At 63.5% G+C, this 13,461-nt stretch carries 13 protein-coding genes; 10 read left to right on the top strand and 3 right to left on the bottom strand.

The window, feature by feature from the left end:
* The first annotated feature begins 20 nt into the window (after positions 1 to 20).
* The 5 genes from EN824_RS07685 to hflX all read left to right on the top strand — a co-directional run bounded on the left by EN824_RS07685 (position 21) and on the right by hflX (position 6,396).
* A complete protein-coding gene (locus tag EN824_RS07685; RefSeq protein ID WP_167531435.1) occupies positions 21 to 2,306 on the top strand; it encodes a PAS domain-containing sensor histidine kinase in 2,286 nt (761 codons plus the stop codon).
* Entirely contained in the window at positions 2,296 to 3,657 is a 1,362-nt protein-coding gene (locus EN824_RS07680; RefSeq protein ID WP_015317919.1) for a sigma-54 dependent transcriptional regulator, read from the top strand. The genes EN824_RS07685 and EN824_RS07680 overlap by 11 nt, the downstream gene beginning before the upstream one ends.
* A 96-nt stretch (positions 3,658 to 3,753) precedes the next feature.
* Positions 3,754 to 4,617, top strand: a complete 864-nt coding sequence (locus EN824_RS07675; protein WP_135917932.1) for a D-amino-acid transaminase — start codon at positions 3,754 to 3,756, stop codon at positions 4,615 to 4,617.
* 144 nt (positions 4,618 to 4,761) lie between these two features.
* On the top strand, positions 4,762 to 5,007 hold the full coding sequence (gene hfq / locus EN824_RS07670) for an RNA chaperone Hfq (protein WP_006202172.1): 246 nt from the start codon (positions 4,762 to 4,764) through the stop codon (positions 5,005 to 5,007).
* Positions 5,008 to 6,396 (top strand): GTPase HflX, encoded by a 1,389-nt coding sequence (gene hflX / locus EN824_RS07665; RefSeq protein WP_135932074.1) that lies wholly within the window; start codon positions 5,008 to 5,010, stop codon positions 6,394 to 6,396.
* A 62-nt stretch (positions 6,397 to 6,458) separates the two neighbouring features.
* On the opposite strand, the gene mazG is transcribed toward hflX, so the two are convergent.
* Both mazG and EN824_RS07655 read right to left on the bottom strand, forming a co-directional pair.
* Positions 6,459 to 7,283 carry a nucleoside triphosphate pyrophosphohydrolase gene (gene mazG / locus EN824_RS07660; protein WP_135932073.1) on the bottom strand — a complete coding sequence of 275 codons (825 nt, stop codon included), beginning with the start codon at positions 7,281 to 7,283 and terminating at the stop codon, positions 6,459 to 6,461.
* Positions 7,284 to 7,371: 88 nt separating this feature from the next.
* Positions 7,372 to 8,556: an amino acid aminotransferase gene (locus tag EN824_RS07655; protein WP_127872561.1), complete on the bottom strand. Its 1,185-nt coding sequence runs from the start codon at positions 8,554 to 8,556 to the stop codon at positions 7,372 to 7,374.
* Positions 8,557 to 8,685: 129 nt separating this feature from the next.
* Between EN824_RS07655 and EN824_RS07650 the strand changes: the two genes are divergently transcribed.
* From EN824_RS07650 to EN824_RS07630, 5 genes are all read left to right on the top strand, one after another.
* Entirely contained in the window at positions 8,686 to 9,297 is a 612-nt protein-coding gene (locus EN824_RS07650; protein WP_127281258.1) for a histidine phosphatase family protein, read from the top strand.
* 102 nt (positions 9,298 to 9,399) lie between these two features.
* Positions 9,400 to 9,918 (top strand): sigma-70 family RNA polymerase sigma factor, encoded by a 519-nt coding sequence (locus EN824_RS07645; RefSeq protein WP_245511781.1) that lies wholly within the window; start codon positions 9,400 to 9,402, stop codon positions 9,916 to 9,918.
* Positions 9,915 to 10,688 carry an anti-sigma factor gene (locus tag EN824_RS07640; RefSeq protein ID WP_135932072.1) on the top strand — a complete coding sequence of 258 codons (774 nt, stop codon included), beginning with the start codon at positions 9,915 to 9,917 and terminating at the stop codon, positions 10,686 to 10,688. Before EN824_RS07645 ends, EN824_RS07640 begins: the two co-directional genes overlap by 4 nt.
* A gap of 24 nt (positions 10,689 to 10,712) precedes the next feature.
* On the top strand, positions 10,713 to 11,429 hold the full coding sequence (locus EN824_RS07635; protein ID WP_135932071.1) for a Bax inhibitor-1/YccA family protein: 717 nt from the start codon (positions 10,713 to 10,715) through the stop codon (positions 11,427 to 11,429).
* Between the two features lie 190 nt (positions 11,430 to 11,619).
* Positions 11,620 to 12,504: an aldose 1-epimerase family protein gene (locus EN824_RS07630; protein WP_135932070.1), complete on the top strand. Its 885-nt coding sequence runs from the start codon at positions 11,620 to 11,622 to the stop codon at positions 12,502 to 12,504.
* Between the two features lie 50 nt (positions 12,505 to 12,554).
* Here EN824_RS07630 and EN824_RS07625 read toward each other — a convergent pair.
* The coding region (locus EN824_RS07625) for an agmatinase (RefSeq protein WP_245520957.1) at positions 12,555 to 13,461 on the bottom strand (907 nt) is incomplete at its 5' end.

Raw genomic sequence — 13,461 nt, 5'->3', positions numbered from 1 at the left:
CACTGGCTCTAGACGGCGACATGGCTCCGCAGGCACCTGTACTCAACAAACCGCTTTTCAGCGAACCTGGCGCGCGCGACGGGCGCCGGCTGCTGGCGCTGCCCGGCGTGGTGGCGGTCGTCGGTGCCCTGGTCATGGCGGCTATCTCGTTCGCCATCCTGGTCGGAGCGACGCCGATTGCGCCTGACGCCAAGACGACCTGGGCGCTGATCGCGCTCAACGCCGCCTTCGTGCTCGTTCTCATCGCGTTGGTCGGGCGGGAGGTGCATCGCATCGTCATGGCGCGCCGCCATGGCAAGGCGGCTTCTCGGCTGCATGTGCGCATCGTTGCCATGTTCGCGCTGGTTGCCGCCATTCCCGCCATCATGGTGGCGATCATCGCCTCGATAACGCTCGATATCGGCCTTGATCGCTGGTTCGAGATTCGCACCAAGACGATCGTCAATTCTTCACTGTCGATCGCCGACGCCTATGTGCAGGAGAACGCCCGCAATCTGCAGGGCACGACGCTGTCGATGGCCTATGATCTCGATTCGTCCCGCACGCTCTACGGCCTCGATCGCACCGGCTTTCTCGACCTCATGAACAAGGAAGCCGTGGGCCGCTCGTTGGCGCATGCCGCGCTGATCAAGCCCGACGGCTCCTTCGTCATGAGCGCCAAGACCGATGCCGATTTCGCCATGCCGGAACCGCCGGAAGGAGCGGTTGCCACCGCCACAGACGGCAAGCCGGTGCTGATCGAGCCGCGCACGCGCAACATCATGGGCGCCATCGTCAAGCTGCGGGAGATCGAGGGCCTCTATCTCTACACTATCCGACTTGTCGACCCCGAGGTGATCAAGGCGCGGCAGATCGTCAGGTCCAACACCGACGAGTATCGCAATCTCGAGGATAACAGGCGCACCTCGCAAGTGGCATTTGCGCTGCCCTATTTGTCACTCACCTTGATCATCATCCTGTCGGCGATCTGGACCGGCATCGCTGTTGCCGACCGGCTGGTGCGGCCAATCCGTCAGCTGATCGGCGCTGCCGACGAAGTCGCGACCGGCAATCTCGACGTTGCGGTGCCGGTGCGGCCATCCGATGGCGATGTCGCCTCGCTTGGCGATACGTTCAACAAGATGCTGCTGGAGCTCAAATCACAGCGCAACGAGATTCTGTCGGCGAAGGACCTGATCGACGAGAGGCGGCGTTTTTCCGAAGCCGTGCTTGCCGGTGTCACCGCCGGCGTCATTGGCGTCGACCCTTACGGCATCATCACCATCGTCAACCGTTCTGCCGAATCGATGCTGGCCATTTCCGCCAGCGCGGCGCTCGGGCAAAACCTTTCCGCGGTCCTCCCGCATGTCGGCCGTGTCTTCGAGATCGGCCGCAAGTCCGGCAAACCTGTCTATCGCGAGCAGGTGACTTTCTATCGAGCCGGCGCCGAGCGGACCTTTAACGTGCAGGTCACCATCGAGGCAGGCGATGACGGCTCGGAGGAAAAATCCTATGTCGTGACGGTGGACGACATCACCGATCTGGTTCAGGCCCAGCGTTCGTCCGCCTGGGCAGATGTGGCGCGGCGCATCGCCCACGAGATCAAGAACCCGCTGACCCCGATCCAGCTTTCCGCCGAGCGTATCAAGCGCCGCTACGGCAAGGTCATCACCGAAGACCGCGAAGTTTTCGACCAGTGTACCGACACCATCATCCGGCAGGTGGAGGACATCGGCCGCATGGTCGACGAGTTCTCGGCCTTCGCGCGCATGCCAAAGCCCGAGATGAAAGCCATCGACCTGCGCGAATCGCTGCGCGAGGCCTCTTTCCTGGTCGAAGTCAGCCGTGCCGACATCACCTTCGAGCGGATATTCGGCAACGAACCGCTCAAGGGCACTTTCGACAGCCGGTTGATGGCTCAGGCCTTCGGCAATGTGATCAAGAATGCCGCCGAGGCGATCGACGGGCTGGAACAGAAGGACGGTTCGCACGGCATAATCCGGATTCAAGCCGGCCGCCAGAATGGCGCGATTCGCATCGACGTCATCGACAATGGCAAAGGCCTGCCGCGCGAGAATCGCCAACGCTTGCTGGAGCCCTATATGACCACACGTGAAAAGGGCACTGGGCTTGGTCTCGCTATCGTCAAGAAGATCGTGGAGGACCATGGCGGCAGGCTGGAACTCCATGACGCGCCCGCGGATTTCCATGGCGGGCGCGGCGCGATGATCAGCATCGTCCTGCCGCCCGCGACCGGCGCGCCGCCGCGCGGCGAAAGCAGGGCGGACCACGAAAGAGAAACTGAAAAGGTCGGTAATGGCGTCTGATATTCTCATCGTCGATGACGAGGAAGACATCCGTGAACTCGTCGCGGGCATCCTGAGTGACGAGGGTCATGAAACCCGTACGGCATTCGATGCCGACAGCGCCCTGGCGGCCATCGCCGATCGAGCGCCGAGGCTGATCTTCCTGGACATCTGGCTGCAGGGTTCGCGCCTGGACGGGTTGGCGTTGCTCGACGAGATCAAGACCATGCACCCCAACCTGCCCGTGGTGATGATTTCAGGCCATGGCAACATCGAAACGGCGGTTTCCGCCATCCGTCGCGGCGCTTATGACTTCATCGAGAAGCCGTTCAAGGCCGACAGGCTGATCCTCATTGCCGAACGCGCGCTCGAGACCTCGAAATTGCGCCGCGAGGTTTCCGACCTCAAGCTGCGCAGCGGCGAGACCTTCGACCTGATCGGCATGTCGTCGGCGATGAGCCAGTTGCGCCAGACCATCGAGCGCGTCGCGCCGACCAACAGCCGCGTGATGATCGTTGGCCCCTCCGGTTCGGGCAAGGAACTGGCGGCGCGCGCCATCCATACGCTGTCGACCCGCAAGGGCGGGCCGTTCGTGACGCTGAGCGCCGCCAACATCACGCCCGAGCGCATGGAGATCGAATTGTTCGGCACCGAATCGAACGGGGTCGAGCGCAAGGTGGGAGCGTTGGAGGAGGCCCATCGCGGCATTCTCTACATCGACGAAGTGGCCGACATGCCACGCGAGACGCAGAACAAGATCTTGCGCGTGCTGGTCGAACAGCAGTTCGAGCGGGTGGGCGGCACGAAGCGGGTCAAGGTCGATGTCCGCATCATTTCCTCGACCTCGCAGAACCTGGAGGCAATGATCGCCGACGGGCGTTTCCGCGAGGATCTTTACCACCGGCTCGCCGTGGTTCCGGTCATGGTGCCGGGGCTGGCCGAGCGGCGCGAGGACATCCCCTATCTCGTCGACAATTTCATGAAGCAGATCGCCCGCCAGGCCGGCATCAAGCCGCGCCGCATCGGCGATGACGCGCTGGCCGTGCTGCAGGCGCACAACTGGCCGGGCAACGTGCGCCAGCTGCGCAACAATGTCGAGCGGCTGATGATCCTGGCGCGCGGCGAGGACGTCGACGCGCCGATCACCGCCGATCTGCTGCCGTCCGAAATCGGCGATGTCATGCCGCGCACGCCGAACCAGTCGGACCAGCACATCATGGCGCTGCCGCTGCGCGAGGCGCGCGAACAGTTCGAAAAGGACTATCTGATAGCCCAGATCAACCGTTTCGGTGGCAACATTTCGAAGACGGCCGAGTTCATCGGCATGGAGCGTTCCGCCTTGCATCGCAAGCTGAAGTCGCTGGGCGTCTGACGCGGCGTCCATCAGCCGCGCCTGGGCCAAGCATTTGCCGGTTACGGCGGCGGCGGAATCGCATAAGAAAGCCCGAGAATTTTCCAGGGGTCGCCAATGCCGCGCATTGCCTATGTCAACGGGCGCTACGTCGCTCATGCTGACGCTTCCGTGCATATCGAGGATCGCGGCTATCAGTTCGCCGACGGCGTCTACGAGGTCTGCGAGGTGGCGCGCGGCTTCATCGTCGACATGCCGCGCCACCTTGCCCGCCTGAACCGCTCGCTGACCGAGCTGTCGATCGCCTGGCCGGTGACACGCAATGTGTTGCCGCTGATCCTGCGCGAGGTGGTCAACCGCAATCATGTCGTCGACGGTCTGGTCTATGTTCAGGTGACGCGCGGTGTCGCCAGCCGCGATTTCGTTTTTCCGTCGGCGGACACGAAGCCGGCTTTGGTGGTGACAGCCAGGAAGGCGGATCCTGCCGCCGGCACGAAACGAGCCGAGACCGGTATCGCGGTCATTACCGTGCCGGAGAACCGCTGGGACCGTGTCGACATCAAGACCGTCGGGCTGCTGCCCAACGTATTGGCCAAGCAGAAGGCCAAGGAAGCTGGCGCCCAGGAAGCCTGGTTCGTGGACACGGATGGCAACGTCAAGGAAGGCGGCTCGTCGAATGCCTGGATCGTTACCAGGGACGGCGTTCTGGTCACCAGGCCGGCCGAACATGGCATTCTGCGCGGCATCACGCGCACCACCATGTTCGAAGTCGCCGCAAAGCTCGGCCTGAAGATCGAGGAGCGTGGATTTTCCGTCGCCGAGGCCAAGGCGGCTCGCGAAGCATTCATCAGTTCGGCGACGACTATTGCCATGCCAATCGTGGCCATTGACGGTGATCCCATAGCCAATGGACACCCCGGCTCAATAACACTTTCGTTGCGGCAAGCCTTTTTTGACATTGCGGAAAAAAGTCCAGCCTGATAACCGCACAGGTGGAATGAACATCAATATATCTCGTTCTGCTTGTCGTTACTGACGGCAAGAGGGTGTTTGCGCGCTTGACATGTGCCCGCTAATTTGGCGCATTGGCTGCAAACCGAAGGGGATCGGCGAAAGACAAAAACAATGGCGGAACGATCGCAAAACCTTCAGGACCTGTTCCTGAACTCAGTTCGCAAGAGCAAGAACCCGCTCACCATCTTTCTCATCAACGGCGTGAAGCTGACCGGCGTGGTCACTTCCTTCGACAATTTCTGCGTCCTGTTGCGCCGCGACGGCCACTCCCAGCTCGTCTACAAGCACGCCATTTCCACGATCATGCCGAGCCAGCCGGTTCAGATGTTCGATGGCGAGGAAAGCCAGGGCGCCTGATTGGCACGTGAGAAGGACGCGGACGGCACGGTTGGCGGAAAACCAGCGCATCATCCCGGGGCGGCCGAAGCCCCGACCCGGGCCGTTGTCATCGTACCGGTGCTTACCCGCCAACCGCGTAATGACGATGACACGAGCCGTCCCCGGCTGACGCGCTCGGCCGAGGCGCGCCACGACGAAGCAGTCGGCCTTGCCCGCGCCATCGATCTTGATCTGATCCATACGGCCGTCGTGACCGTCAACGACCCGCGTCCGGCGACATTGCTGGGCAGCGGCAAGGTCGAGGAATTCGCCGAAATCGTCAAGGAGGGCCACGCGGAAGTGGTCATCGTCGACCATCCGCTGACGCCGGTGCAGCAGCGCAATCTCGAGAAGGAATTCAACGCCAAGGTGCTGGATCGCACCGGGCTCATCCTGGAGATTTTCGGCGAGCGGGCGCGCACCAAGGAAGGCACGCTGCAGGTCGAGCTTGCCCATCTCAACTACCAGAAGGGCCGCCTGGTACGCAGCTGGACCCACCTGGAGCGCCAGCGTGGCGGTGCCGGCTTCCTCGGCGGCCCCGGTGAAACGCAGATCGAATCCGATCGGCGTCAGTTGCAGGAAAAGATCATAAAGCTGAAGCACGAGCTGGAAACCGTGCGCCGCACTCGCGACCTGCATCGCGCCAAGCGCAAGAAGGTGCCGTTTCCGGTGGTGGCGATCGTCGGCTACACCAATGCCGGCAAGTCGACGCTGTTCAACAAGCTGACCGGGGCAGGGGTGCTGGCGCAGGACATGCTGTTTGCCACACTTGACCCGACACTGCGCCGCGTACGCCTGCCGCATGGCACGCCGATTATACTTTCCGACACGGTGGGCTTCATTTCGGACCTTCCGACGCATCTGATCGCTGCTTTCCGCGCGACCTTGGAAGAGGTGGTCGAGGCCGATCTCGTCATCCATCTGCGTGACATTTCCGATCCCGATACGGCGGCTCAGGCCGAGGATGTCGAGCGCATCCTCGCCGACCTCGGCGTCGATGCCGGCGACACCAAGCGCGTCATCGAAGTCTGGAACAAGATCGACCTTCTGGACGAAGGCAACAGGCACCGGCTGCTTGCCGACGGCGCCAACGGCAGCAAGGAACCGCCAATCGCCGTATCGGCGGTATCAGGCGAAGGCATCGATGTGCTGAAAGCGGTCATCGAAACGCGAATGGCCGGCGAGCTGCAAGACCTGACGGTGACGATCGAGCCGGCCCAGTTTGGCTTGGTCGATTGGCTTTATCGCAATGGTGACGTCGTTTCGCGGACCGACAATGACGACGGCAGCGCCACCATTTCACTGAAGGCCACGCAAAGCGCTCGCGAAGAGATCGAAAGCCGATTGCGGCGCAAAAACAACGGCTAACGCGCAGCAACTCCAGGAAAAGTGTATCGCGGTTTTTCGCCCGGCATTGCCGAGCTATAGGCTTACGTCGCGGTTTTCGCTTCCTGCCAGAGCGCTTCCATTTCCTCCAGGGTCGCTTCCTCCAGCGTGCCGCCGGATTTCTCCACGGCCTGCTCGACGTAGTGGAAGCGTGAGCGGAATTTCTCGTTGGTGCCGGCAAGCGCCGCTTCCGAGTCGAGCTTCAAGTGACGGCCGAGATTGACGACGGCAAACAGCGTGTCGCCGAACTCGTCCTTGATGTCAGCCGTTTCGCCCGTGGCCAGAGCCTCGCGCAACTCCCCGATCTCTTCCTCGATCTTGTCCAGGATGGGAACGGCCTCGCTCCAGTCGAAGCCGACACGGGCAGCCTTTTCCTGAAGTTTCAGCGCTCGCGTCAAGGCGGGCAGGGCGACTGGAACACTGTCCAGGAAGCCTTTGCCATTATCCTCGGGGTCGAGGCCACGCGCGAGGCGGGCTTGCCGCTTCTCGGCCTTCTCATGCGCCTTGATCTTCTCCCACATGCCCTTGGCCATGCCGGCGCTGCGAGCCTTCTCGTCGCCAAAGACATGCGGATGGCGGCGGATCATCTTGGTGGTGATGGCCTGGACCACGTCGCCAAACGCGAACTCTCCGGCCTCCTTCGCCATCTGAGCGTGGTAGACGACCTGCAGCAGGAGGTCGCCGAGTTCGTCGCGCAGGTCGTCGAGATCGCCGCGCGCGATGGCGTCCGCCACCTCATAGGCCTCCTCGATCGTATAAGGGGCTATGGTGGAGAAATCCTGCTCGATGTCCCACGGACAGCCGGTCTTCGGCGCGCGCAACGCCGCCATGATCTCGATCAGGCGTGAAATGTCTTTGGATGGCGTCATGCGGCGAATGCTATCGCGCGAACCGCCGCGCGGCCAACGCTGTCAGCCGGCGAGGGGACCTTGTCCACAGTTGCACGTACCCGTTTCGTCAGTCCAGCACGGAAACGATCGCCTTGGCGAGGTCATCCATGCCGTCCTCGGGCAGGCCGGCCACGTTGATGCGGCTGTCACCGACCATGTAGACGGCGTGCTCGGCGCGCAGCCGTTCGACCTGCGCTTCCGTGAGGCCAAGCCGGGAGAACATGCCGCGATGGCTGGCAACGAAGTCGAAGCGATCGGAATTGGATTGCCGGCGCAACGCCTCGGCGAACGCGACCCGAAGCCGCAGCATACGCAGGCGCATCTCTTCGAGCTCGGCTTCCCAGTCGGCACGCAGCGCGGCGTCTTCCAGCACGATGCGCACCGCGGCCGCGCCATGGTCCGGCGGCATCGAATACATGGCGCGCGCCGCCGACAGCATCTGGCTCATCGCCACGTCGGCCTGCGCGCCGTCCCTGGCCAGCACCATCGCCGCCCCGACACGGTCGCGGTAGACGGCGAAATTCTTCGAACAGCTCGACGCCACGACCATTTCCGGCACCTTCGCGGCCAACAGTCGCAAACCGAGTGCGTCCGCCTCGAGGCCGTCGCCAAAGCCCTGATAGGCGATGTCGACAAATGGCAGCAGGCCGCGCTCGACGACCAGATCCGTGACGGCCTCCCACTGAGCCGCGTCGAGATTGGCGCCGGTCGGGTTATGGCAGCAGCCATGCAGCAGCACCACGTCGCCGTTGTTGGCGCCCCGTAGCGCGGCCAGCATATCGTCGAAACGAACCGCGCCCGAGGCCGCATCGAAATAGGGATATTCGCGGATCTGCAGGCCGGCGGCACGCATCACCGGCATATGGTTCGGCCAGGTCGGGTCGGAGACCCAGACCGTCGCGTCCGACCGTGTGCGCTTGAGCAGTTCCGCCACCAGCCGCAGCGCACCGGAGCCGCCAGGCGCCTGTGCTGCCCGGATACGCGACAGGTCGGCACCCGGACCGAAGGCGAGCTTGGCCATCACCGTGTTGAAAGTGGTATCGCCCGCAAGGCCGAGATAGGTCTTGGTATCCTGTCCCTGCAGCAACCGCTTCTCGGCCTCGCGCACGGCGCGCATGACCGGCGTCTTGCCGTCGCGATCCTTGTAGACGCCGACGCCGAGGTCGACCTTGCCAGGGCGTGGATCGGCGCGATAGAGGCCGATCAGCGCAAGAATCTTGTCGGCGGGAGCTGGCTGCAGGTCTTCGAACATCATTATGGTTCCGTTGGCGCGGCGGAGTGATACGCAAATTGGCTACGTTTCACCAGCGGTTTCGGTGCGCCGGCATGAAAGGCGGCACTGTTGGTACAGCTTCCACCCACTTCAGAGAAAGCATGCTCCATGCTCGTCCGTCTGACCATGATCTGCGCCGGCGCCACGGCGGCGACCCGGAAAGGATCGTTTCCTTCGGATGAACCGCTGGAGCCACGATCGCTGACATTGGCAAACGCGATGCGCGGGACGCTGCGTCGCGCCGACCGTGTGTGGACAGCGCCGGCGCTTCGCGCCCGTCAGACCGCGCAGGCGCTATCGCTGGATGCATCTGTCGATCCGACGCTGGCGGACCAGAACTACGGACGATGGGCAGGCAAGAGCCTTGACGAGGTGGAGGCGCGACAGCCCGACGAGATCGGCGCCTGGCGCACGGATCCGAATGCGGCCCCGCATGGTGGCGAATCGCTGGCCGAGGTTGCCCAAAGGGCGGCTGGATTGATGGATCGATTGATCGCCGAACGTGGTCACACGATCGCAGTAACGCATGCCAGCGTCATCCGCGCCGCGATCCTGCATGTTCTCGGCGCGCCGCTTGCCGCCAGTTGGAAGATCGACGTCGAGCCGCTGAGCATCACGGATTTTCGCAGCGATGGCCACAGGTGGATGCTCCGCGCCTGCGGCGTAACGCTTCCCAAACCGGCAAAACACTTTGGACCAGAGGGCGCCTACGACAACTGAGCGAGGTGAGGGCAGCCGCCGACATATCCTCCAACGAAGAAAAAATGGCGCCAGCGGGATTAAAGTCCCCACATGCTCCGTAAACAGGGCATGAAACCGTCGATGCCACGCTTTGACATCATAGGACAGCTCGGGTCGCTGCGGCGCTATGCGCGCTCGCTGACGCGCGACGGCGTCGAGGCCGAGGATCTCGTGCATGACGCGCTGGTGCGCGCCTATGAGCGGCGCGGCACCTTCCGCTCGGGAGGAAACCTGCGGGCATGGCTGCTGTCGATCGTCCACAACACCTTCATCGACCGCGTGCGTTCGCGCCGTTCGGAAGCGGCGCGGCTGGAACAGGCCGGATATCTGGCCGACGGCAGCACGCCGGCGCCGCAGGAACATTCCGTGCGCCTGGCGCAGGTGCGCGAAGCCTTTTTCAGCCTGCCGGAAGAGCAGCGCTCGGCGTTGCATCTGGTCGCCATCGAGGGCCTCTCCTACCAGCAGGCGGCAAATGCCAGCGGCGTGCCGCTGGGCACGCTGATGTCGCGTATCGGCAGGGCGCGCGCGGCTTTGCGCCAGATGGAAGAGGCGCCCGCCCGTGGCAAAAATCATCTCAGGATCGTGGGAGGCGACTCATGACCGCTCTTGTCGACCCGGTTACGGACGCCGATCTCGACGCCTATGTCGACGACCAGCTCGACGTCACCCGCCGCATCGAGGTCGAGGCTTTCCTGGCCGCGCGTCCGGCGGCGGCCGCGCGCGTGATGTCCGATCTGCGCACCCGCGACGAACTGCGCGTGGCGTTGGCTGGCTCCGGTGGCATGGCGCGGCCAGCAACGGCCGATGCCGCACGGCGGCTGGAGAGGGGACTTGGCCGGGGCCGTATCTTCGGCGTGCTGCAACGCGCGGCGGCGGTTGCTGCTTTCGTTGCCGCCGGCTGGCTGGCCAACGGCATCATCGGGCCGATATCGGTGACAAAGGTCGTCGCTTCGCCGCAGCCGCCCGCCTATGTCGACGAGGCGGTACAGGCACATAGGACGACGCTGCTGCGCGAGAACATGCCCTCGCAGACCGAGGCGCCCAATTACAATGCCGGCGAGATCCGCGCCGCCACCGCCATTGTCATGCCATCCCTGCCGACGGACTGGAAAGTCCGCGACGTGCAGATCTATCCGTCGCGCTTCGGCCCGAGTGTCGAGATTGCTGTTGAAACGAAGGAGATGGGCCTGGTGTCGCTGTTCGCAATCCGGCCGGGCACTTTCGATGTGATCAAACCGACCGTCGCGCCCTCCGGCGACATCTCCTCGGCTTACTTCCAGATCGGCGATGTCGCCTACGCGGTTGTCGCGAAGAGCGAGGTTCATGATCTCGACCGCGCCGCCGAAACGCTCGCCAGAACGCTTTACTGACCGATCCACAAAGGAGACCTGAAAATGAATATGCCCAATCTTGGATACCGCGTGGGCACAGGCGCCCGGACCGGAGCCGTCTACGACGAGGGCCTGCGCCAGCACATGCTGCGCGTTTACAATTACATGGGCCTCGGCCTGGTGGTCACGGGCCTTGTCGCCTTGCTGGTGTCGTCGACGCCGGCTCTCTACGTGCCGATCTTTTCCAGCCCGCTGAAATGGGTGGTGATGCTGGCGCCGCTCGCTTTCGTGCTGCTGTTCTCGTTCAAGATGCAGACCATGTCGGCGGCAAGCGCGCAGGCAATGTTCTGGGCCTTCTGTGCCGTCATGGGCCTGTCGCTGGCCTCGGTGTTCCTGGTCTTCACCGGAACCAGCATCGCGCGCACCTTCTTCATCGCCGCCACCATGTTCGGCGCCACCAGCCTCTACGGCTACACGACCAGGCGCGACCTGACGCAGTTCTCGTCCTTCCTGATCATGGGCTTGATCGGTGTGGTGATCGCCAGCATCGTCAACATTTTCCTCGGCTCGACCGCGCTGCAGTTCGCCATCTCGGTGATCGGCATCGCCGTGTTCATCGGCCTGACCGCCTGGGATACGCAGACGATCAAGGAGCAGTATGCGGAGAATTTCGATGCGGAGTCGCGGCAGAAGCTCGCCGTCTTCGGTGCGTTCTCGCTCTATCTGAATTTCGTCAACATCTTCCAGCTGCTGCTGAATTTCACCGGCGAGCGGGAATAGTCCGAACCGTAGCAGGCAACACCTGGCATTCTGCCGTGGCCGGAGGAAACCTCCGGCCACTTTTTCATCCGAGACGACGCTTGGCCCGCGGCGCCGTCGATGTTCATAAATGCAAATGGGTCGGCGGCCTTGAGTTCGAGCCCGGCCATTTGCTAGCCTGCTGGCCACACCAGACAAACCGCGAGGACATATGGGACAGGACAGCCTGACGCTCGACGGTGACGGCATATCGGCAGCCATCGTCGCGGATGGCGCGGAACTGGTTTCGCTGCGGGATGCACGAGGATTTGAGTTCCTGTGGCAGGCCGGACCGGCCTGGCGGCGCCATTCGCCGGTGCTGTTTCCGATCGTCGGCCGGCTGAAGGGCGATCAGCTGCGCCATCGCGGCCAAACCTATCCGATGACGCAGCACGGCTTCGCGCGCGATAAGCCTTTTGTGTGGGCGGAGAGGGGCCCGCGGTCCTGCACGCTGGTGCTCACCGATGACGCGGAAACCCGAACGCACTACCCGTTCGCATTTCGCCTGGCCGTGACCTATACGCTGGGCGAGGGGCAACTCGACATAGGATTAGAGGTCACCAACACTGGCGACGACCCGTTGCCGGCCTCGATCGGGGCGCATCCGGCGTTCAACTGGCCGCTTCTGCCCGATGTAGCCAAGGATGCCTATCGCCTGACGTTCGCCGAAGCAGAGCGCGCTCCGATCCGCCGGCTGAAGGATGGCCTGCTCACCGCGACGCCGCAGCCAACGCCTGTCAAAGGCAATATCCTCGAGCTGTCCGAACGGCTGTTTGATGGGGACGCCGTGATCCTGGACCAGCCGGCCAGCAGCAGCGTTCGCTACAGCGCCGATCGCGGTCCGGCGATCGAGGTCTCATGGCAGGGATTTCAAGAACTGGGCATTTGGTCCAAACCCGGCGGCGCACCGTTCCTGTGCATCGAGCCTTGGCACGGTATTGCCAGCCCGCTGGATTTCGATGGCGAGTTCACCGACAAGCCGGGCCTGATGCTGATCGCGCCGGGCGCGAAGCGTTCGCTGAGTTACCGGATCAGGCTGGAGCAGGGGCCTCGGTAAAGTTTCCTGCAAGCCGGGGACCGGAGCCGTATTCGACCTCAGGTCGCGTTTCAAACCTGCCGGACCACGGCGCCGATCACATTGACGAGAAGGCGCGCGGCGATGACCGCCGACAGGCCGTCAATGTCGTTTGGCGGATAGAGCTCCACAAGATCGAATCCGGCGATCCTCGCCCGCTTGCCGAGGCCTGCGATGAGATCGATGATCTGCGTATAGGTGAGGCCGCCGGGCGTACGCGCGGCCACGCCAGGCATGATGCCTGGGTCGAGACTGTCGCAGTCGAAGGTGACGACGACCCGCGCGCCTTCCGGAATATGGCGCAGGGCGGCTTCGACACCCAGGGCGTGAACCTCGCGGGCGGTGACGAAACGGCTGCCATAGTGCCGGGCCGCTTCGATTTCCGTGAGGCGTGCGCTGCCGACGCTGCGCAATCCGACCTGCACCATGCCGGCGACATGCGCCATCTCGCTCGCCCGGCGCATCGGGCTGGAGTAGCCGTAGCGTTCGCCATGCACTTCGTCACGCCAGTCGATATGGGCGTCGATCTGCAGGATCCAGACAGGCCCGTGATCCGCGAAGCCTGCGAGGAAGGGACTGACCACGGAATCGTCGCCGCCGAGCAGGATGGGCACGGCCGGCGATGACAGGATCTCGCGCGTCTTCGCCTCGATCCGGGCACGGTTGCCGGCATTGTCATGCATGATGGTCAGGATGTCGCCGGCGTCGACGCAGCAGATCGGCCTGCCGTCGAACAGCGGGCCGCCGAGATCGAAATCCCAATGCTCGACGAGCGCGGCATCATCCTGGCTCGCAAAGCGGATGGCATCGGCGGCCAAGGCATGACCGCTGCTGTCTTTGCCGGGATAGGTGCTGCCGTGACCAGCTCCGAAGATTACCGCGCGGGGCGCCGTGCCATCGGCGAGGCGATCGGGCAAGCCTAGAAAGGAAGATCGAGTG

The organism is Mesorhizobium sp. M8A.F.Ca.ET.181.01.1.1 (assembly GCF_004792025.1).
Classification (GTDB): Bacteria; Pseudomonadota; Alphaproteobacteria; order Rhizobiales; family Rhizobiaceae; genus Mesorhizobium.
This window is presented reverse-complemented; position numbering and strand designations above follow the sequence as displayed.